This is a genomic window from Marinicella sediminis (assembly GCF_002000055.1).
Classification (GTDB): domain Bacteria; phylum Pseudomonadota; class Gammaproteobacteria; order Xanthomonadales; family Marinicellaceae; genus Marinicella; species Marinicella sediminis.
Window position 1 is genome coordinate 54,506 of sequence record NZ_MVBD01000009.1, and the last position, 20,613, is coordinate 75,118.

At 47.7% G+C, this 20,613-nt stretch carries 23 protein-coding genes, 1 tRNA gene and 1 pseudogene; 17 read left to right on the forward strand and 8 right to left on the reverse strand.

Annotated elements, in window-relative coordinates:
- Genes paaB through B0475_RS12720 form a run of 5 tightly spaced genes read left to right on the forward strand, consistent with a single transcriptional unit; the run spans position 1 to position 3,800 of the window.
- Complete coding sequence (gene paaB, locus B0475_RS12700) at positions 1 to 273, forward strand: 1,2-phenylacetyl-CoA epoxidase subunit PaaB (protein WP_449288555.1); 273 nt, start codon at positions 1 to 3, stop codon at positions 271 to 273.
- Positions 273 to 1,025, forward strand: coding sequence for a 1,2-phenylacetyl-CoA epoxidase subunit PaaC (gene paaC / locus B0475_RS12705; RefSeq protein ID WP_077412247.1), 753 nt, complete (start codon positions 273 to 275; stop codon positions 1,023 to 1,025). The genes paaB and paaC overlap by 1 nt, the downstream gene beginning before the upstream one ends.
- Positions 1,025 to 1,492 carry a 1,2-phenylacetyl-CoA epoxidase subunit PaaD gene (gene paaD / locus B0475_RS12710; RefSeq protein ID WP_077412248.1) on the forward strand — a complete coding sequence of 156 codons (468 nt, stop codon included), beginning with the start codon at positions 1,025 to 1,027 and terminating at the stop codon, positions 1,490 to 1,492. The genes paaC and paaD overlap by 1 nt, the downstream gene beginning before the upstream one ends.
- Entirely contained in the window at positions 1,485 to 2,540 is a 1,056-nt protein-coding gene (locus B0475_RS12715; protein WP_077412249.1) for a 2Fe-2S iron-sulfur cluster-binding protein, read from the forward strand. Before paaD ends, B0475_RS12715 begins: the two co-directional genes overlap by 8 nt.
- 6 nt (positions 2,541 to 2,546) lie before the next feature.
- On the forward strand, positions 2,547 to 3,800 hold the full coding sequence (locus tag B0475_RS12720) for an arginine deiminase (protein WP_077412250.1): 1,254 nt from the start codon (positions 2,547 to 2,549) through the stop codon (positions 3,798 to 3,800).
- Positions 3,801 to 3,869: 69 nt separating this feature from the next.
- Here the strand turns inward: B0475_RS12720 and B0475_RS12725 are convergent, their stop codons facing one another.
- The 3 genes from B0475_RS12725 to B0475_RS12735 all read right to left on the reverse strand — a co-directional run bounded on the left by B0475_RS12725 (position 3,870) and on the right by B0475_RS12735 (position 7,272).
- Positions 3,870 to 4,343 (reverse strand): Hsp20 family protein, encoded by a 474-nt coding sequence (locus B0475_RS12725; RefSeq protein ID WP_077412251.1) that lies wholly within the window; start codon positions 4,341 to 4,343, stop codon positions 3,870 to 3,872.
- Between the two features lie 110 nt (positions 4,344 to 4,453).
- On the reverse strand, positions 4,454 to 5,332 hold the full coding sequence (gene ubiA / locus B0475_RS12730; RefSeq protein ID WP_198538261.1) for a 4-hydroxybenzoate octaprenyltransferase: 879 nt from the start codon (positions 5,330 to 5,332) through the stop codon (positions 4,454 to 4,456).
- On the reverse strand, positions 5,329 to 7,272 hold the full coding sequence (locus tag B0475_RS12735) for a vanadium-dependent haloperoxidase (RefSeq protein ID WP_077412252.1): 1,944 nt from the start codon (positions 7,270 to 7,272) through the stop codon (positions 5,329 to 5,331). Before B0475_RS12735 ends, ubiA begins: the two co-directional genes overlap by 4 nt.
- 183 nt (positions 7,273 to 7,455) lie before the next feature.
- Here B0475_RS12735 and B0475_RS12740 point away from each other — a divergent pair, with 183 nt between their 5' ends.
- Complete coding sequence (locus B0475_RS12740) at positions 7,456 to 7,917, forward strand: tRNA (cytidine(34)-2'-O)-methyltransferase (protein WP_077412359.1); 462 nt, start codon at positions 7,456 to 7,458, stop codon at positions 7,915 to 7,917.
- A 13-nt stretch (positions 7,918 to 7,930) separates the two neighbouring features.
- Here the strand turns inward: B0475_RS12740 and B0475_RS12745 are convergent, their stop codons facing one another.
- The 3 genes and pseudogenes from B0475_RS12745 to rhlP all read right to left on the reverse strand — a co-directional run bounded on the left by B0475_RS12745 (position 7,931) and on the right by rhlP (position 9,970).
- Positions 7,931 to 8,608: a CAP domain-containing protein gene (locus tag B0475_RS12745; protein ID WP_232781884.1), complete on the reverse strand. Its 678-nt coding sequence runs from the start codon at positions 8,606 to 8,608 to the stop codon at positions 7,931 to 7,933.
- Positions 8,609 to 8,633: 25 nt separating this feature from the next.
- Positions 8,634 to 9,146, reverse strand: a pseudogene (locus B0475_RS18060) (rhomboid family intramembrane serine protease); the annotation flags it as partial.
- Positions 9,147 to 9,154: 8 nt separating this feature from the next.
- Complete coding sequence (gene rhlP / locus B0475_RS12755; protein ID WP_077412255.1) at positions 9,155 to 9,970, reverse strand: rhombotarget lipoprotein; 816 nt, start codon at positions 9,968 to 9,970, stop codon at positions 9,155 to 9,157.
- 110 nt (positions 9,971 to 10,080) lie between these two features.
- Here rhlP and B0475_RS12760 point away from each other — a divergent pair, with 110 nt between their 5' ends.
- Positions 10,081 to 10,836, forward strand: coding sequence for a helix-turn-helix domain-containing protein (locus B0475_RS12760; protein WP_077412256.1), 756 nt, complete (start codon positions 10,081 to 10,083; stop codon positions 10,834 to 10,836).
- 7 nt (positions 10,837 to 10,843) lie between these two features.
- On the opposite strand, the gene B0475_RS12765 is transcribed toward B0475_RS12760, so the two are convergent.
- A complete protein-coding gene (locus tag B0475_RS12765; protein ID WP_077412257.1) occupies positions 10,844 to 11,494 on the reverse strand; it encodes an LON peptidase substrate-binding domain-containing protein in 651 nt (216 codons plus the stop codon).
- A 120-nt stretch (positions 11,495 to 11,614) separates the two neighbouring features.
- Here B0475_RS12765 and B0475_RS12770 point away from each other — a divergent pair, with 120 nt between their 5' ends.
- The 4 genes from B0475_RS12770 to B0475_RS12780 all read left to right on the forward strand — a co-directional run bounded on the left by B0475_RS12770 (position 11,615) and on the right by B0475_RS12780 (position 13,817).
- On the forward strand, positions 11,615 to 12,985 hold the full coding sequence (locus tag B0475_RS12770; protein WP_077412258.1) for a pyridoxal phosphate-dependent decarboxylase family protein: 1,371 nt from the start codon (positions 11,615 to 11,617) through the stop codon (positions 12,983 to 12,985).
- A gap of 84 nt (positions 12,986 to 13,069) precedes the next feature.
- Positions 13,070 to 13,372: a hypothetical protein gene (locus B0475_RS12775; protein ID WP_077412259.1), complete on the forward strand. Its 303-nt coding sequence runs from the start codon at positions 13,070 to 13,072 to the stop codon at positions 13,370 to 13,372.
- A gap of 47 nt (positions 13,373 to 13,419) precedes the next feature.
- Positions 13,420 to 13,560 (forward strand): hypothetical protein, encoded by a 141-nt coding sequence (locus B0475_RS17815; RefSeq protein WP_198538262.1) that lies wholly within the window; start codon positions 13,420 to 13,422, stop codon positions 13,558 to 13,560.
- Positions 13,560 to 13,817: a YcgL domain-containing protein gene (locus tag B0475_RS12780; RefSeq protein WP_077412260.1), complete on the forward strand. Its 258-nt coding sequence runs from the start codon at positions 13,560 to 13,562 to the stop codon at positions 13,815 to 13,817. The genes B0475_RS17815 and B0475_RS12780 overlap by 1 nt, the downstream gene beginning before the upstream one ends.
- Here the strand turns inward: B0475_RS12780 and B0475_RS12785 are convergent.
- Positions 13,808 to 14,659 (reverse strand): PPK2 family polyphosphate kinase, encoded by an 852-nt coding sequence (locus B0475_RS12785; protein WP_077412261.1) that lies wholly within the window; start codon positions 14,657 to 14,659, stop codon positions 13,808 to 13,810. The two genes, B0475_RS12780 and B0475_RS12785, sit on opposite strands and share 10 nt — an antisense overlap.
- Before the next feature lie 56 nt (positions 14,660 to 14,715).
- On the opposite strand from B0475_RS12785, the gene B0475_RS12790 reads away from it, so the two are divergent.
- The 6 genes from B0475_RS12790 to B0475_RS12815 all read left to right on the forward strand — a co-directional run bounded on the left by B0475_RS12790 (position 14,716) and on the right by B0475_RS12815 (position 20,599).
- Complete coding sequence (locus tag B0475_RS12790; protein ID WP_077412262.1) at positions 14,716 to 15,204, forward strand: low molecular weight protein-tyrosine-phosphatase; 489 nt, start codon at positions 14,716 to 14,718, stop codon at positions 15,202 to 15,204.
- Between the two features lie 33 nt (positions 15,205 to 15,237).
- Complete coding sequence (gene tgt / locus B0475_RS12795; RefSeq protein WP_077412263.1) at positions 15,238 to 16,350, forward strand: tRNA guanosine(34) transglycosylase Tgt; 1,113 nt, start codon at positions 15,238 to 15,240, stop codon at positions 16,348 to 16,350.
- Positions 16,351 to 16,543: 193 nt separating this feature from the next.
- Entirely contained in the window at positions 16,544 to 19,153 is a 2,610-nt protein-coding gene (gyrA, locus tag B0475_RS12800) for a DNA gyrase subunit A (protein WP_077412264.1), read from the forward strand.
- Positions 19,143 to 19,916, forward strand: coding sequence for a triose-phosphate isomerase (gene tpiA, locus B0475_RS12805; protein ID WP_077412265.1), 774 nt, complete (start codon positions 19,143 to 19,145; stop codon positions 19,914 to 19,916). Before gyrA ends, tpiA begins: the two co-directional genes overlap by 11 nt.
- Positions 19,917 to 20,432 (forward strand): preprotein translocase subunit SecG, encoded by a 516-nt coding sequence (gene secG, locus B0475_RS12810; RefSeq protein ID WP_077412266.1) that lies wholly within the window; start codon positions 19,917 to 19,919, stop codon positions 20,430 to 20,432.
- Between the two features lie 81 nt (positions 20,433 to 20,513).
- Positions 20,514 to 20,599: transfer RNA gene (locus B0475_RS12815), tRNA-Leu, on the forward strand.
- Positions 20,600 to 20,613: the final 14 nt, after the last annotated feature.

Consider the following 20,613-nt stretch of genomic DNA (forward strand, 5'->3'; position numbering starts at 1 on the left):
ATGAAATTATATGAAGTGTTTATCCGCGCCAAATCAGGCCTTAATCATCGCCACGTTGGCTCGCTGCATGCCAGTGATCCACAAATGGCATTGCTCAATGCCCGGGACGTGTATACCCGCCGGAAAGAAGGGGTCAGCATCTGGGTTGTTGAAGCAGAGCAGATCACTGCTTCCAATCCTGCACAGGAACATGAGTGGTTTGACCCGGCTGAGGACAAAGTGTACAGACACCCAACGTTTTATCCGTTGGACAAAGAAGTGGAAAACATGTGATGAATCAAGACCTGTATCAATTTGCTTTGCGCCTGGCAGATACCTCATTGACCATGGGTCAACGCCTGGCTGAATGGTGTGGCCATGGTCCGTATTTGGAAGAAGATGTGGCATTGACCAATGTCTCATTGGATCTGATAGGGCACGCCCAGATGTTTTACCAACTGGCTTGTGACAACAGTGAGACCTCCACAAGTCCAGATGACCTGGCTTTTCTCAGGGATGTTCCTGAATACCGCAACCCGCTGATCACTGAATTGCCCAGAGGCGATTTTGCCTACACCACACTGAAACAGTATTTCATCGATGTGTATCATTTACACTTGTATCAACAATTGTCAGTATCCAGCGATGAACAGTTGGCTGCTTTGGCACAAAAAGCCCTGATGGAAGTGAAGTACCACCTCAGTCGTTCAGAAGCCTGGTGTCAAAGGCTCAGTTTGAGTACAGAGGAAGCACATGAGAAAATGCAAAAAGCCCTCGATGACCTGTGGTTTTACACGCCCGAATTATTCGAAACGGATGAATCGATGCAACGATTAATGACTGCATCGGTGATTCCTGATATGGGAGCCATACAGACTGTCTGGCAACAACAAACCGAACAGTTGCTGGAAGATTGCCAGTTGGCCAAACCTGAAAATGGTTGGATGGCGACAGGAGGCTTGGTAGGTGAGCATACTGAACACCTGGGATATATGTTGGCAGACATGCAGTTTCTGCAGCGTGCCTATCCTGGATGTGAATGGTGATGAGTGGTCTCACTGCCCGGCAGGTATTGGCCTGGTTACAGGCGGTGAAAGATCCCGAAATTCCGGTCATCAGTATTCAGGACCTCGGGGTCCTGCAGGCGGTGGAAATCACCAATGAGCAGATTGTGGTCAAAATCATTCCCACATATTCAGGCTGTCCGGCCATGTATGTGATTCAGGATGAGATTCGCCAGACCCTGGCAGAGCACGGTCAACATGAAGTTGATATTCAATTGCTTAACACGCCCGCGTGGAACACCGATATGATCACAGCAAGGGGTAGGGCCGCCATGAAGCTGTATGGCATAGCACCACCCATCAGTGCCAGTGATCAGGTTATTCAATGTCCGCAGTGTGGTTCGGAAAAGACCACCTGCATCAGCCAGTTTGGTTCAACAGCGTGTAAAGCCCTTTATCGTTGTGAGTCTTGTCTGGAACCTTTCGATTATTTTAAATGTCATGCATAAATTTTATCCCTTAACAATCATCAACAGCAATGCGCAACCAAATGCAATCATCTGGACCCTGGATGTTCCTGAGGAACTGGCTGAAGAATTTACTTTTATTCCGGGTCAGCACCTGACTTTTAAAGCTGAGGTCAATGGTGAAGAATTGCGCCGAAGTTATTCCATCTGTTCATCACAACGCAGGAAAGGCCAGCTGGATGTGTTAATAAAAACGGTAGACGATGGCCGGTTTTCCAATGCAGCCTTGAGCCAGTTTCCAGTGGGGTCTCAGATCATGGTGATGCCACCCTCAGGACATTTTGTGGTTGAGCCCGCCGAAGGCAAGGACTATGTGGCATTTGCCGCAGGATCAGGTATCACCCCGGTGATGGGCATGATTTATGCTGTACTGGAGCAAACAAAAACTGCCCGTTTTACTTTGTTTTACGGCAACAGTAAAACTTCTGATGTGCTTTTGCATGATGAAATTGCGCACCTCAAGGACTTGTTTGGCAGTCGCTTCAGTGTGCACTATTTTCTGTCCAGGCAGAAAGTAGACATGCCGCTCTATCAAGGTCGTTTTGATGCCGAAAAAGTATCTGTATTAGTTAGACAGATGTTGAACGGTGTGGCCATTGATGGATTCTATGTGTGTGGTCCCGGAGCAATGATTGATACCGTTTGTGAAGCATTGAAAGATTTAGGCATTGCGCCTGAATTGATTCACAATGAACGTTTCCTCAGTGACGGTCAGGAAATCTCTGTGGCTGATAAGACCATCAAAGAAGACGCTGGCGTCACCGTAACCATTGATGGTGCCAATCATGAATTTAACCTTTTGGCCGGTACTCAGGCGACCTTACTTGAATCGGCTGAACAGGCTGGCGTTGAACTCCCTTACTCCTGCAAAGCTGGGGTGTGCGCGACGTGTCGCTGTAAGCTGGTAGAAGGTGATGTCAAAATGATTAACAATTATTCACTGGAAGAATGGGAGACCAAGGCCGGTTATATTCTCAGTTGCCAAGCTGTGCCGCGCTCAAGTACAATCCACATCTCTTTTGATGAGTGATCAGCTATGACCGCAGCAAAAATCTCGAATTATTCAGAAATTGGCAAACTCAATACGGTAATTATTCACCAGCCCGGACCAGAAATGGAGAACATGACGCCGGAAACAGCCAGTGAAGTTCTGTATGATGATATCCTCACCCTTGACCTGGCACTTAAAGAACACGCTCAACTCAGTGGTGTACTGAATCTGGTTGCTGACAATGTACTGGAGTTTTCTGCATTGTTGTCAGATATTCTGGTTGATGAAAAAGTTAAATTGGATTTGATTCAGGATGTGTGTGCATTACATGGTCACAATGAATTGGTTGATGACCTGATGTCATTTGATGCCAAGGATCTGGCCACTCAGCTCTTTCAGGGTACATTACTTAAAAAGAACACCTTGGAAAGGTACATTAGCCCTTCAAGACATGCCATTCCGCCATTGCCTAATGCCTTTTTTACCCGTGATGCAGTGATGTGTGTATACGACAAGCCCATCATTGGTTCCATGGCACACCGGGTTCGGTTGACTGAAGCCTTGTTGCTGAAATCGATATTTAATAATCACCCAAACCTCAAAGGCCAGGGTTTTCACTTTGATGGGACTCAAAGAAAATCAGAAAACCTGACCATAGAAGGTGGTGATTTATTGGTTATACGTGATGACTTGCTGGTGATAGGTTATTCTGAACGCACTTCTGCAAGGGCCATTGATCGAATGGCGGAAAAGTTGTCAATGGGTCATGACAACCTGGACATTGTGGTGGTTGAATTGCCGAAAATCAGGGCGACCATACATTTGGATATGATCTTCACCATGTTGGATGTCGACACTGTGATGAATTTTGCTCCTTTGATCACTGGAGCAGGGAAATGCAAAGCGTTTCATATGAGCTGCACCCAGGGGAAAATCAATTACATCAATGAATATTCCGGTTTGCCCAAAGCCTTACGTTTGTTTGGCCTGGAATTAAACTTTGTTAACTGTGGCGGTGACAGTCCTTTTGCTCAGGAAAGAGAGCAATGGACCAGTGGTGCAAACTTCTTTACTTTTGCACCAGGGCAAATCATCGGTTACAAACACAATAAAGCCACTTTGGATGCCCTTGATGTGGCTGGTTTTGAGGTAATTGATGCCAATGATTTAATCAACAAAAAACGCAGTTTGCCAGCTGGCAAAGCTGCGGTGGCGATGGATGGTTCTGAGCTGTCACGGGGTGGAGGAGGCTGTCGTTGTATGACCATGCCGGTTCACCGAGACAGTGTTAAATGGTGAATTTGTATCTTAATCAATAAAAAAAGGCCTGGTTAACAGGCCTTTTTTTTGGTTATGGGTACAAAGTGATCAGGCCACTTCCTTTTTTGATTCCACAGCCTTGGGTTTGCTGTCTACCGTGTTGCTGTCTGAACCAATGGCAATGGTTCTGGGCTTCATGGCTTCAGGAATCTCACGTTCCAGCTCAATGTGCAATAAGCCATTGTGCATACTGGCGCCCTTCACGTTAACATGATCGGCCAATTGGAAACGGCGTTCAAATGAGCGGTTGGCAATGCCTCGATGGATGAAGTTGCCTTCCACCTCAGATTCTTTCTTACCTTTGACCGTTAGGGTGTTTTGTTCTGAAGTGATTTCCAAATCATGGTCACTGAATCCAGCCAGCGCCAGGGTAATCCGATAACGGTTTTCCTCTATACTTTCAATGTTGTATGGTGGATAACTGGGCGTTTGATCAATGCGGTTGGCCTGGTCCAGTAACTGAGCCATGCGATCAAAACCAATGGATGTACGAAATAAAGGGGTTAAATCAAAATTCATCATATTCTCCTTAAAAGCAATATTAAATTTAAGTGACCTGCTATCGCCAGGTCGGGTTATTGGCCAGATCCCGTATCCGGCAATCTGGCTCAAAGAGTATGTATGAATGGACTTTAATTTTTCAAGAGGGTATGGATGAATATTCCCAGAAATATGATCATTCCTACCCAGTTATTATTCAGAAATGCTTTGAAACATTTGGCTTCATTGCGTTGATGAATCAATAGTTGTTGATGGGCAAACAACCAAATAACAGCCACCAATGCCAGAAAATATGGAGCAGTGAATGACATCTGTTTACCGAACAAAAACAGTGCCATGAGTGTGAGTAGCTGAATGATGCCAATAATGACCCGGTCAAGATCGCCAAATAAAACAGCGGTTGATTTGACGCCTATTTTGAGGTCGTCTTTGCGGTCCACCATGGCGTAAATGGTGTCATATGCAGTGGTCCAGAGTATGTTGGCCACAAACAGCAGCCAGGCTTCCTGGGGAACATGCCCTGTGATTTCTGCAAAGGCCATGGGTATGGAAAATGAGAATGCCACACCGAGATAAACCTGAGGAAGGTATGTATGGCGTTTCATCAGTGGGTACGTGACGGCAAGGAAGGCTGCAATGAGCGCAAGCATAATGGTCAATTGCGATAAAAACAGCAGTAAAATTGCCGCACAGATCATCAGTCCAACAAATAATATGTACGCTTGTTTGAGGCTGATTTTGCCACTGGTCAGCGGACGGTTTTGGGTTCTTTTGACATGCCCGTCAATGTTTCTGTCTGCAATGTCATTGATTACACAACCTGCAGATCTCATCAGAAAGACCCCAATGGAAAATATCAGCCAGACTGAAAATTCAGGTTGTCCGTTACTGGCAGACCACAATGCCCACCAGGCTGGCCACAACAAAAGCAGGGTGCCAATGGGGCGATCCATTCGCATCAGCAGCAGGTAAGGACGACTCTGGTTGAACAGAGTGGACAGTTGATTCATGAATGCTTATTGCGATGTGAAATGACAAACGCTGAGCATGTCATGCACAGTAATAAAAACAGCAAGGCCGGCCATTGGTTCACCGGTACAGGTATCATCGAACCCCTGACCAACCCTGCAAAGTAAGCTTCTGCCAAGGCAAACCCCTGATGGCCAATGTCATAACCCATGAACCGGCCGGGAATGTCATCTGCAGTGGGGTGTATGCCACCATAGATTCTTGAAATACTGGTTTCATCGGCCGCATCCTGATATGTGGCCCATTGCAGGGTGATGTCTACACTTGGGCCGTCTTCGAAAACCAGAAACTCATTTTGAGGCGCAAAAAAATCGCTCATTCCACCCGGAAAAAATGCACTACCGGTCAGTAAAGTCATTACTTCAGCAGCTGCTCTGGAAAAAACACTGTGGCCAGACACATAGCCGGCAAAAGGCGGCGAAACAAAACTGGGGCGCTGGTAAGGCCACCAATTTTCACACAATATCCAGCCGACCCCCGCAACTGTGATGTCAGGGTCAATGATGTAATCCGGTCCACGCCAGGCATTCACAGCAATTTTGCCAAGGTTTTCGTTGCCGAGTCCGGCCAGGTGTTGATGGATACCACCTGGTTGAATGGTGACGGGTGTGATCAGTTCAACCTGACCTGGGTACAAGCCAATGCCGTTGGGGTTGTAGCTGGCAGCATTGGGATCAGAGCTTTGTCCCTGATCGCACATGTATCTGATGGCAGAAACCGGACGAATGTAGTCATACCAGCCTTTGACGCTCCAGGCGGCGACCGCTGCATCGTGCATGGTTCCGCCCAGTGCCAGGTAGCTCTTGACTTCCCACTCCAGGTCATCCAGTAACGGGCCCTGTCCTTTGAATCTTTTTTCCAGTAAGGGGTGATCTGAAACCGTATTGAGTATGGTGAACCAGTGCCCCGGTGGGGTTTCTGAGTCTGGTCCATCAGCCCAAAACTCGGCCAGAACCCGGTAATAGTCACCAGCCGGTACCCATTCAGGCTGATAGGGTAGTCCGGTGATTGGGTTAAGGTCATAACCGGCTCCATTGTTGGTTCCCAGATCGTTGTTGCCACGAGATGCCGGACTGATGTCAATCATCACGCCATCGGCCGGATCAAGCAGGCCACTGAACAAGACCACTTGCTCAAATCCGGCTTTATAATCGGCATCACCAGTTCCGCCGATATATGGAGGCGCTCCGGGGTCTTTGTACACCCGGTATGGGAAACCGTCACGTTGGTAATCGGTGGCATCAGCTGCCCGTAATGAAAAAGTATCTACCTGGCCCCATTCCGGACTCAGAAAATCAGGATATTCACCAATGATGATGCCTGACTGATCCTTGAAGTACTCCAAAGCCAGGGGTTGCCAGCGATTGGGATCGGTGATGTCTGGGTTGCCGGGAAAATCAGGTAACAGCGGTTCATTCACCGGTTCATAAAACTGATTTTCATAGTCGTTCAATTCATTGGTTCCATCGGTCAATCCTTGATCAATGATCAATTGTGCAATGCGATTACCTATGGCGGCAGGTGAGTCACCTTGCTGGGTGGTTACGTTTGGGTCATAACCGAGGGTGGTCATGTGTGTGTTGATGGCCGGAATTGAAACATCTGCACCCACTGAGGGTGAAAATCGCCAGAGCAAAAGGCGGTAAGTTGCGTAGCTGATGGACTCAGCGCGATCATCATTCAGATTCGTTTCAGGGGTGTGTTTTTGTTGATAAAAAACCCCGTCACACTGACTGTCATAAACACACCAGGCATCGTACATGGCTGCGGAAACATGGTAAAGGTTTCTGGCATGTACCGTCGGTCGTGCCTGATCTTCACGAATGGCATCCAGTAAAACTTCGTTCCAGTCGCGGGCAACCGCGGCCAGGGAGATTTCGGTAGTAAACAGACTCAACAGCAACAGAATGATTTTTTTCATAGGCCCCTTTGTTTTGTTATGATGTTGATGTTTGCTATGTTAACAAATCCACAGCAGATAAAACAGCTTTAACAAGCTTTGTCTGAACCCTGTGCATGGCTGGGTGGCAGAGTGCCTTTCAGGAATGTATTTCAAGCTGACTTATGAACTTGATGAAGTTAAAATAACCGCTTTTGGATGCGCATGCTGCACATTGCCCTGTACCAACCTGAAATCCCTCCGAATACCGGAAACATCATTCGCCTGTGTGCCAATACCGGTGCCCAGTTACATTTGATACATCCACTGGGTTTTGATATGGAAGTCAAAGCATTGCGAAGGGCGGGGCTGGACTATCATGAGTGGGCTCAGGTCATTGAGCATCAGAACTTTGACGAGTTCCTCAGCAATACCCAATTTGGAGCCATCCACGCCCTGACCACCAAGGCCACAGACTATCACCATCAAACGACTTTCAGGCAAGGAGATTGTTTGTTATTTGGTCCTGAAACAAGGGGTTTGCCGGATGAGGTTTTGCGATCCAAAGTTGTAAACAACATCAGGATACCCATGAAGCCAGGATCACGCAGCCTCAATTTATCCAACACTGTCGCCATTGTGCTTTATCATGCATTGGGCGAATTGGGCTTTGCCGGCCTGGAATAAGTCAGCGCCAGATTCATCTGTGCCAAAGGGTGGAGCGAACTTTGCGCCGGTATAGTTTTTCTTTGATTTGATCCCTTTTAAGCTGCGCAGATGGCTTGTTTTTTTTCTGGATTGTATTTGTGGGAGGAGTTCTGGTCTGATCCTGTTCGTCAGCAATGATCACCACCCAATAATGTTCATAACTGCTGTCAGGATGATGAACATAGGCGACGCCCAATTGTTGCTGTGCCACAAAAAACGGATCTTCTCCCAACAGCAGTGTGCGATGGGAGAAACTGTCTAAAAAATCAGTCAAAACGTCATCAGCTTGATGCTTGCCGCCAGCCAGCGCTTCCACTTGATTGCCAAACCATGGGTAAGAAGCGGGTAAATGATAGCCATGATGTCGAAGTAATTGATTGGGCGTAAGGTGTCCTGCGTTGTGCCAGATGTTTTGGCCATCAATGATCAGTTTGGCTTTGATCCGGGCAATTTGGGCCAACTTGTTATTGCAGACAAGGTTTTTTCTTTGCTGCCGGGGATGGTTGCGTATGAGATTTGCCAGAGCCATGGCCTCAGGACTGTTTCCACACGATTGAATGGGCTGAGGTTGTTCTTCGGTTTGCCCGATGGTGCTGTGCAACACCGTCGTTAAGATCATCAGGGTGGTGATAACTGTCTTGAAAGTAACGGGTTGAAGTAAGGTGCTCATGATATATCTGATGGAAAAATGTCACCAAAGTTCCGCTGAAAAATCCAATTAAATGCGCATCGGACATCGGAATCCACGAATCAAGAGGTGAGGTGTGCAGCGGCGTCATTATATAAAGTTGACAGCAAAGGACCCAAATAATCATTCCGGCTGCAATGAACTTACCTTTGCATAGGGTTTTTATCAGGTAACAACCTGGATGACAGTATAGCAATGCTGAAAACCCCAGATAGGCTTCTGTGTGATTGGCGCCGGCATACCAGGCTGTAGCCATGATGCATGTGAGATAGGCTGCGCAAATCAACGAAGTTCTGATGGGAAACAAACTGTTCAACAGCCAAAGTGCCGTGAGGTTGCTGAACAGGTGTTGGTGATCAATATGACTGAAATGAGTCGTGATGAAAGCATACCATGGGTTTTCAGGTCCTGCCCGATACATGGTGGAAGGAGAGGCAAAGCCAACAAAAACAGCCACCATGGCATTCAAGCCAGTCATCAGGATGCACCACAGTTTTGTGTTATTTTCAGACGTTGTCATGAAGCTGTTCAGGACTGGCTAAACGTCCGGGCCAATATGATCAGTCCTGATATCAACAGTATGCTCCAGTCAACAGACATTTTGTAGCCAGGTCTGGCTTCAACCCTGATCTCTTCACCTGGTCTTTGTTCTTTTAACCGGCGTTCGAAGTTAATGAGTTCTGTGCCCAAATGGCTCACCATCAGGTGCATGGCGGATACAAAATCATTGGCTTGGTGCTTGTCATACTGGTGGCGGGTATAAGCTTCTGCGGTGGTGCCTTTGGAGCTGTTGGTGCCGGCAGCTCTGAACAGCAAGCGTTTGCTCTGCAGGTCAATCACTGCCAAATCAATGAGGGTGCTGACATTGAAGTGTGAGCCTGGAAATATGTAATTGCCTGCGATGGTTAAATACGTCACGGCCAGTAGATTTTCTTTGCGATTGACCAGTTGATCATAAGAAATCAGGGCCATGACATCCAGTTGATATAACTGCCGCAATTGATCCAGTTGGTGACCTTGGTTGTGTCCGGACATATAAAGCTCCGGAATGATTTCTATGCGATCCACATAATCCAGGTTTGTAAAAGATTGCTTGACCTGATTCAGCAACTCCAGTTTTAACGCCGGGTCCAGACTGCCAGACTGATGATTGCCAGGCACATAGGCCAATCCCACGCGCAGCGGCAATTGCAAAACCGGCGATGCCAGATCCTGTGGAATGACGCCATCAGGGTAAAGAAACTGGACCAGACTGGTGGTCTTGTTGTGGCGGACCCTTTCTGTACCGAACATGGAGCAGGCAGAAAGGCTGATGAAAGAAATCAATAGTACAATGAATCGCATAACAACTCCTGAGTTAAATGAGGGCAATCTAATAAATCAGTATCGTTTTTTGCAACAGTTGCGTGGTAATGAGCGTTACAATACACCAAAGTAGCACGTAACAGGACCTTATGACGCAAACACATCAAATCCTCCAGGCTGTGAAGGGCTTGCTGAAACAGCATAAAATCAATTACGCATCTGTGGCCAAAGAATTGGGTTTGTCAGAATCCAGCATCAAACGGAGCCTGTCCAAGGGGCACATCAGCCTGGAGCGGTTATTGGCGATTTGTGCGATGATGGATTTAGAGCTGGTGGATTTAATGCAGGTCATCAAAAAAGAATCAACTCAGCTGGTTCAGCTCACAGAGAAACAGGAGCGATTGATGGTCAGCGATGTGCGCTATTTGCTGGTCACGGTTTGTGTGTGCAATCACTGGACCTTTGTAGAAATCCTGGATATTTATCAGTTTGAATCAGCCGAATTGATTAACATGCTGCTCCAGCTGGAGCGAATTGAACTGATCGAGTTATTGCCCAATAATCACATCAGGCTTAAAGTTTCACCGCATTTTCACTGGATTGAAAACGGCCCGATACAACGATTTTTTGAACAGCACATTCAAGCAGATTTCTGGCAAAGTCAATTCATTGGTCCAGGAGAAATCCGGTTGTTGGTCAATGGTATGCTCAGCAAAGAATCCAATGACTCGATGCAGCAACACATTCTGAAGCTCAAACAACAGTTTACTTTGTTATCAGAACAGGATCAGCATCTGGACATGAAGCTCCGGCATGGTACCACCATGGTTGTGGGTATGCGTCCCTGGGAGTTGGATTTGTTTGCCAGATTGAGGCGCAGCACCAATGAGAAAATTTATCGCTGAGGCTGGTTCATATGCCTTGACTGAGGCCTTGCCAAATGAGTTTTAATCGGTTGGCAACAACTGTTTGTTCCAGTACTTGTTGCATGAAATCTGCCTCAAACCTGAAATAGCTGAACACTTTGAAACTGAATTCTGCCGGATCCATTTGTTGCCATTGGGGTTGTTTGATGATCTCGTACAATTCAGGACTGTGTTGTTGACTGATGATCAGGAGTAGTTGGTTGATGTCATTGACCATATCTTGTTCATCCCGGGCATTCATCTGAGTGGGCTGATCTGCCAAGATGTGGCAATCAACGACCTGGAAAGGCACTTCTTGTACAACTTGCAGCTTTTCCAGTCGGTGTATTATTTTGACGTCAATGTACATCCTGCCGTCATCGGTGATCTTCAGTAATTCACAATGTCCTGCAGAAAATACATCACAGGATTCATATGTGGTTTGATTTTGGTGAAGAGCGACTTCCGGTGAAATTGGTTTTCTGGGTGTTGAGAGGGCCTTGCGGGTATGGCTGATGGCCAGCATCATGTCCTGACTGATGCAATGGTTGATCATGGCGCGGTACCGGGGTTCAAAGACATGCAACGGTAAGGTGGTGCCAGGAAAGGCCACCATCTGTGGAATGGGAAATAAGGCGACCTGGATGGTTTCGGACATAACATGAATGGGTAAATTGATGACTTAATTATAGAGAATGCATGACAAATATGTGTGAATCCTGCATGTTGATTGTCTGTGACTCTCTTTTTTTGATAGACTGGCTGAATTTGCTCCCCCATGAATAAACTCTACACGCAAACAGCACAATTGGCAGCAGAATACCTTGAGCAGTCCAACCACGCGGCAATCCAGGTTTCTGATGTGGCGCGCCAGGCCTTGCAGCAGCTCGATGTGCCACTCAGTATGGCTGGTGAATCTGCCGCAGATGTGATCAAGTCTCTCCATCAGTTTGGCAGCCCCGCGACCATGAAAATGGGTTCGCCGCGGTTTTTTGGTTTTGTCATAGGTGGGGCATATCCGGTCAGTGTCGCTTCGAATTGGCTGGCTACAGCATGGGACCAGAACAGTGGACTGGAAAAAACCACACCTGCCACTGCACTGCTGGAAAAAGTTTCTGCCCGCTGGATGCTGGATTTACTGGGTCTGCCTGAAGAGTCTGCCACAGCTTTTGTGACCGGTGCCACAGTGGCCAATTTCACCGCATTGGCGGCGGCCCGAAATCTGGTGCTCAAAAGGAGCGGCTGGGATGTCGAGGCCGATGGGTTACAGGGCTCGCCTGAATTGAACATCATCATCAGTGAAGAATCTCACCCAACTGTCTATAAATCACTTGCCATGTTGGGCTTGGGGCGTAACAGGGTCATCAAAATACCCACTGATGAACAGGGTCGGATGCGTCCCGAAGCATTCCCTGAGGTGATGGATAACAGCGTGATCATCACTCAGGCCGGGAACATCAATTCAGGATCTTTTGATCCCATTGGTCAGATCTGTGATCTGGCAGCAGGCAAGAATGCCTGGGTCCATGTGGATGGCGCTTTTGGCCTGTGGGCCATGGCTTCAGCGCAGCATTGCCATTTGGGTGAAGGAATGGAGAAAGCCGATTCTTGGGCCACTGATGCCCATAAATGGCTGAACGTACCTTATGACTCCGGACTGGCTTTTGTCAGACATCCGGAAGCCCTGAAGAGTGCGATGGCCATCACGGCGGCCTATTTGCCTACTGAACAGGCCGTGCGCAATCCATCTGATTATACCCCTGAATTATCCCGGCGTGGCCGGGGTGTTGATGTTTATGCGGTGTTGCGTCACCTTGGGTATAAAGGTGTGGAAGCATTGGTGGACCGCTGTTGTGATTGTGCTGTCTATTTTGCCAAATTATTCAGTCAGGCTGGTTATCATGTCATGAATGAAGTGGTATTGAATCAGGTGGTGGTTGACCTGGGTTCTGAGGCCCTGAATCTGGCGGTGCTTGATGCGGTACAAAAAGAAGGCACCTGCTGGGTGGGTCAGACCATTTGGCAAGATCGACTGGCGATGCGAATCAGTGTGTGCAACTGGCAAACCACAACGGAGGATGTGGCAGAAAGTTTTGCAGTGATCCATCGGATTGCTCAGCAAATGACTGATACCCTGAGTGAGACCTGAGTCACAATTCAATGTAGTTGCGGTTAACTGTCAGTTCATGGCTGTGCAATAAAATGGTGGCATTCTATTTATAACAGGTGTGTCATGAAAAAAATTACTTTGGTTTGTGCGTTGTTTTTCGGTGGTGCTGCCGGGGCCCATGAAGCGGAACAATCCTGGGTCAAGAAAGAGACCATCACATGTGATGAGCAACAAGGTTGTGAAGTGGTTTGCAGACAGCCAGGTGATCGATGGAGCAGTTACCTGAAGACAGTTGGTGATATTGAGGTAACCTGGTTTTTGCGCAGTGGCGTCCGGCAGCTGAAAGCGGACATGGGAGATGAGGGATATACCATCCTTGATACCCACCCTGAATTACAGTCCTGTCGCATATCTGGTGTCCGGTGAGGCCATGGTCATGATAAAATGCGGGGTTTAATAATCAGGATTTAATCATGACACTGTGTCCATATGCGTTGGTTTCCAGCTGTAGCAAATGCCCCATCGTGAAAGTTTGTCCCCTCAAAGGGGTCATTGGTGATCATCAGTCTGCAGATCGCAAAGAGAAAGGGTCGGATAAAGAGCGTAAAAACTGATGTTGTGTACAGTTTATCGTTCAACCAAAAAAACAGGGGTTTATCTCTACCTCGTGAGGGATTTTGATTGGAATGACTTGCCTGAAGAATTGACCTCCATGTTGGGTCACTGTGAAGTGGCCATGCAGCTGAACCTGAACAAACACAGCAAACTGGCCAGTGAAGACATTGATCAGGTCAGAAAACAGTTAAAGGATCAGGGGTTTCATTTGCAGCTGCCTCCACAAATCACCCATTCGGTGATTCATTACGGTTGATCTCCACTGACCAGCTGGTCGATCAATTTCAATTCATTTTCATCAAAGGCCGGCATGCCAGGATAACTGGGCTTCATGCTGCTCATTTCAGCCTGGATAATGGCAGATACCATGGCTCGCATTGCTGGTTTGTCATTGGCCGGGATGATGTGCCAAGGGGCAATCCGGGTTGACGTTTTTTTCAGCATTTTGTTGAATGCTTTCTGATAATCATCCCATCGCAGGCTTTCCTGTAGGTCTCTGGTGTTGAACTTCCATTGTTTTTCTGGGGTGCTGTAGCGCCTGATGAACCTTTGGTGTTGAACATCCTGGCTGACATCAAGGAAAAATTTGATCACTTTGGTTCCTGAATTTACCAGGTGGGTTTCGGTTTGTTTGATGAAGTTAAAGCGTTTATTCCAGAATGTTTTGTTGGGTTTTTGGACAATGCCCTGTCCCTTGAGGAATTCCGGGTGCACGCGAACCACGAGGGTTTCTTCGTAGTAACTGCGATTGAAAACCGACAACTGGCCTTTGGCTGGAAATTCTTGGTAACAACGCCACATGAAATCATGCGCTGCTTCTCGTTTGCTGGGTGCTTTGAAGGCCGCGACATTCATATGCCCTGGATCACAATAGCGAAATACATTGCGTATGGTACTGTCTTTACCGGCCGCATCCAAAGCCTGGAACACCACCAATACAGCCTGTTTGGCTTCGGCGTTGATTGCTTCAAGTCCGGCTGCCAATGATTTGGCTTCTGGCTTCAGTTTGATTTGATGGGTGCTGATGTAATCCATCAATTGTTCCTGGGTTGGTCTTGGCTGGTCTTTTTGGTATTGAAAAGCAGTGATTTTTGACATAATGTGACTGGTGGGAAAACACCCATCTTAACCAATATTAATCAGAGGGTAAATTCATGAATCGCAAAAAAGTATTGTTTGTCTGTATGGGCAACATCTGTCGTTCACCTACCGCAGAGGCTGTGTTTGCCCGCTTGGTAAAGAATCAACAACAAGCCCACCGGTATCATATAGATTCAGCTGGTACCCATGCTTATCACGTGGGTTCACCGCCAGATTCCAGATCAGTGGCTGCAGCCAGGAGCAGGGGGATTGAAATGGCTCATTTACGTGCCAGGCAGGTTGTGCAGGCCGATTTTTCCCGGTTTGATTGGTTGGTGGTCATGGACCAGGCCAATCGTGTCGAATTGTTGCAGCGGTTCCCAGACCAGGATCATCAGAAGATCCTGGCCATGATGCGATTTGCTGATGAGGCTGACTACAGTGAGGTTCCAGATCCGTATTATGGTTCCGGGGATGGTTTTGAATTGGTTCTTGATCTGTTGGAACAGGCCAGTGAAGGGCTCTATGAATTTTTGTCCGATCAATCCGTACAGCCTGTATAATGAGCGGTCGTATTTTTATGATCCGGAAACACCATGGAATTTCAGCTTAAACAACAGGACGGTATGGCCCGCAGAGGGGCATTGACTTTTGATCGGGGTGAAGTGCAAACCCCTTGCTTTATGCCAGTGGGTACTTATGGAACGGTCAAGGCCATGTCGCCTGATGAGGTCAAGGGGATTGGTGCTGAAATCGTCCTGGGTAATACCTTTCATCTGATGTTGAGGCCTGGGACAGAAGTCATCAAAGCCCATGGTGATTTACATGACTTCATGGGCTGGGATAAGCCCATATTAACTGACTCTGGTGGTTTTCAGGTGTTTTCGCTGGCCAAACGCAGAAAAATCACTGAGGAGGGGGTTACTTTTGCCTCTCCGGTTGATGGTTCAAGGGTATTCATGGGACCTGAGGAGTCCATGGCTGTGCAACGGGATCTTGGGTCGGATATCGTTATGATCTTTGATGAGTGCACGCCTTACCCGGCCACACATGAGGAAGCCAAAACTTCCATGGAGCTGTCATTGCGTTGGGCTAAACGCAGTCTGGACGCCTTTGCTGATAATCCCAATGCCCTATTTGGGATTGTGCAAGGTGGTATGTACAATGATCTGAGGGCAGAATCAGCAAAAGGACTGACGGATCTGGACTTCCATGGTTATGCCATTGGTGGTTTGTCGGTAGGTGAGCCCAAGGATTTGCGTGAGCAGGTGTTAAAAACCACCACGCCGTTGTTGCCCAAAGACAAGCCGCGTTATCTCATGGGAGTCGGTAAGCCTGAAGATATTCTTGAGGCGGTGTTGCTTGGTGTTGACATGTTTGATTGTGTCATGCCTACCAGGAATGCGCGCAATGGATACTTATTTACCTGGGACGGTGTGGTTAAAATCCGCAATGCCAAACACGAGCATGACACCAGGCCTTTGGATGCTGATTGTGGTTGTTATACCTGCCAGCATTTTTCCCGATCTTACCTCAGGCATCTGGATAAATGTGGTGAAATGCTGGGGTCACGTTTAAATACCATCCACAACCTGTATTTTTACCAGGAATTTATGCGCCGCATCAGGGCGGCCATTGAGGCCGGTACATTGGCTGATTTTGCGAGGGCTTATTATGATCGGGTGGGCCTGAAACCAAACGCAGGTTGACCTGAAACTGTTTGGATCATTAATTTCGTTCGTTCTGAGCGATTTTATCTTCACTGTGCTGTTGGTGCAAGGATTGTGGTGATCGGCTTGCTGTGGGCCTTTCAATTCGCATATTGCTCAATTTGTTGCTCTGCCGGCTTGTTGGATGTGTTATAATTTTCCGCTTTGTGAATACTGGGAAGTTGGCTGAAAAATGGCTGAAAATTCGACTGATATAATCAAAATAAACATCGAAGATGAGATGCAAAAATCATACCTCGATTATTCGATGAGTGTGATCGTTGGGCGGGCTTTGCCTGACGTCAGAGATGGTTTGAAACCGGTGCATCGCCGGGTGTTATATGCGATGAACGTGCTCAACGTGAGCTGGAACAAGGCTCATAAAAAATCCGCCAGGGTGGTGGGTGATGTGATTGGTAAATACCATCCGCATGGTGACACCGCAGTATATGACACGATTGTGCGAATGGCGCAGCCGTTTTCCATGCGGTACATGCTGGTTGATGGTCAGGGTAACTTTGGTTCTGTGGATGGAGATTCTCCAGCTGCGATGCGATACACCGAAGTTAGGATGGCAAAAATTTCCCACGAAATGTTGGCCGACATTGACAAGGACACCGTTGATTTTATTCCCAATTACGATGAGACTGATACTGAGCCTGAAGTGTTGCCAACCCGCGTGCCGGCATTACTGGTTAATGGGTCGTCAGGCATCGCAGTGGGCATGGCCACCAACATACCTCCGCACAACCTTTCTGAAGTCATCAATGCGGTCATAGAAATGTCCGTTAATCCAGAGGCCACCCTGGATGACTTAATGGTTCATTTGCCGGGGCCTGACTTTCCTACAGCCGCGTTCATCAATGGTGCAGAAGGCATCAGAGAAGCTTATGAAACCGGCCGTGGCAAAATATACATGCGGGCCAGAACGGAAATTGAAACCGATGATGCTTCCGGCAAACAGACCATTGTGGTTAATGAGCTGCCTTACCAGGTCAACAAGGCCCGGTTGATCGAAAAAGTGGCTGAACTGGTCAAACTGAAAAAAATAGAAGGCATCACTGCTTTGCGTGATGAGTCTGACAAGGACGGTATGCGGATTGTGTTCGAGTTGCGCCGTGGTGAAGTGGCTGAAGTGTTGTTGAACAAACTTTATCAGCTGACTCAATTGCAAACTGTTTTTGGTATTAATATGGTTGCTCTGGTCAATGGTCAGCCAAGAACGCTCAGTTTGATGGAAATCTTGCATGAGTTCATCAAACACCGTCGTGAAGTGGTGGTTCGCCGTACCATTTATGAATTGAAAAAGGCCAGGGACCGGGCGCATGTATTAGAAGGCCTGGCAGTGGCACTGGCCAATATTGAAGAAATCATTGAGTTGATTAAACAGTCCAAGAATCCCACAGAAGCCAAAGAAAAGTTGCTGGCCAAGAAATGGGATTCGTCGTTGATTCAGGCCATGTTGGATGATGATGGTGACTTATGTCGTCCGGAGGATCTGGAAGATCAATATGGTTTCTTCAAAGAAGGATATCAGCTGTCGCCGATTCAGGCCAAAGCGATTCTCGACCTGCAATTGCACCGATTGACCGGGCTTGAGCAGGAAAAAATCACTGATGAATTCAAGGAAATCATTGGGCACATCAAAGAATACCTCGAAATCCTCACCAACCCCGATCGTTTGATGGAAGTGGTTCGTGAAGAGCTGGAGGAAATCAAAGAAAATTTCGGTGATGAGCGCCGCACCGTGATCATGAACCGCCAGCGTCACCTGACCATGGAAGACCTGATCATTGAAGAAGATGTGGTGGTCACCTTGTCGCATGAAGGTTATGCCAAGATGCAACAGGTTGATGTATACCGGGCGCAAACCCGTGGCGGTAAAGGTAAATCCGCCACTGCCATGAAAGATGAAGATTTCATTGAACGTCTGTGGGTGGCCAACACCCATGACACCTTGCTGTGTTTTAGTAACAAAGGGCAGGTTTACTGGTTGAAGGTGTATGAGTTGCCGATGGCCTCGCGCACAGCAAGAGGTAAGCCGCTGGTGAACTTGTTGCCGTTAGATAAAGACGAGAAGATCACTGCCATTTTGCCGGTCAGGGATTACGATGAAGATAAGTTTGTGTTTTTTGCCACGGCGAAAGGCGTGGTGAAGAAAACCCCGTTGTCAAACTTTTCCAGACCGCGAGCCAATGGCATCATCGGCCTGGGTCTGTTGGATGATGATCATTTGGTGAATGTTGAACTCACCAACGGTGACCAGGATGTGTTCCTGTTCTCCAGCTCTGGAAAATGCATCAGGTTCAATGAAACTGATGTGCGTTCAATGGGACGCACAGCGCGCGGTGTCAGGGGGATCACCCTCAAAGATAACCATCGGGTGGTTTCAATGTTTGTGGCAGAAGAAGGTAATGTATTGGTGTGCACTGAAAACGGTTTTGGTAAACAAACCAGGTTGGAAGAATTTTCCCGCATCAAACGTTCGGGTCAGGGTGTTATAGCCATACAGACCAGTGAGCGTAATGGTGCCTTGGTGGGTGCGTGTCAGGTGCTTCCTGAAGACCAGATCATGTTGATCAGTAACGGCGGCACCCTGGTCAGAACAGCGGTCAGTGGTATCTCAACTGTTGGTCGTAACACCCAGGGTGTGACATTGATTCGCTTGTCAGACAAGGAAAACCTGGTGAGTATAGCCAAAGTGGTTCATCTCGAAGGAGATGATGATGCCGACGCCGACGCCGAAGAAGATGCTGGTGCCAGCGATGAGGGAATGGCCTCAGGGGACGATAATGAATCGTAAACTGTTGGTTGCCGGCAACTGGAAAATGCATGGCTCCCTGGCTTTTGCCAGGGACATGATGGCCGGTTTGAAGTCTGGGTTACCCAATGACCCCGGCTTCGATGTGGCGGTTTTTCCGGTCTACATACATTTATATGAAGTGATCAACAACAAGCCTGAAGGAATTTATTGTGGTGCACAAAATCTGAGTGAATATGACGATGGCGCCGTCACCGGAGAGGTCAGTGCGGCCATGCTACAAGACCTGGGGTGCGATATGGTGCTGGTGGGGCATTCAGAGCGACGAACCATGCACAATGAACAGTCAGCTGAAGTGGCCAAAAAATTTGCCCAGGCCATCAAGCATAACCTCACCCCGGTATTGTGCGTGGGTGAGTCTTTGGTGCAGCGCCAGAGTGAACAAACTTTTGCTGTGGTATGGCAGCAGATTCAGGCGGTGATTGATGAAGTTGGGATGGCTGGTTTGGCCAGTGGTGTCATTGCATATGAGCCGGTTTGGGCCATAGGAACAGGGGAGACGGCCAGTGCGGCACAAGCACAGGAAGTTCATCAATTTATCCGTTCTCAATTGGCATCAAATGATGATACAATAGCGCGCCGCATCCGCATCCTCTATGGAGGAAGCTGTAAAGGTTCTAACGCACATGAGCTTTTTTCGATGCCAGATGTTGATGGTGGCCTGATTGGAGGGGCTTCATTGACAGTCCGAGATTTTTTGGCAATTTGTGAGCAGGCAGACAAGTTGTCGCAAGGAGATAAATAAATGACAATCAACTTTTTAAATATTTTTCAGGTCATTGTTGCGGTGGCACTGATTGGTTTTATTCTGATTCAGCGAGGCCCTGGTGCCACGGCTGGTTCTGCTTTTGGCGGCGGTGCTTCTGGTACTGTATTTGGCGCCAAAGGTTCTGGTTCATTCCTGACCAAGGCCACGGCCATCCTGGCCACGGCGTTTTTCATCATCACCATGCTGATTGCCATTGATGCCAGGGATACTTATTCGGCCACTGATGAAGCTGCTGAGCAGGATTTGGGGGTTTTTGGCACATTGGATGAAGTCACTCAGGAACCTGCCATTAATCCAGTCAATGAAGCACCGTCAACTGAGGCTGTGTTGGATGCCATTGATGCGGCTGATGAGACAGCTGCTGAGGTGTTGGATGATGTTCAGCAAGCAGCAACTGACGTTCAGGAAGAAGCTGCTCAGGTCATTGATTCAAATACAGAAAACACAGAAAATACAGCGTCTGAAGAAGATTCAGATGGTGGGAATAAGTAATAAGTAATTAAGTAATCCTCAATAAGTGCCCTTTGGGTACTTGTTATTGAAAGTCATGGCCTGCGGGTCATGCAAACACGTGCCGAAGTGGTGGAATTGGTAGACACGCTATCTTGAGGGGGTAGTGGCCAACGGTCGTGCCGGTTCAAGTCCGGCCTTCGGCACCAATCTTTTTACATTT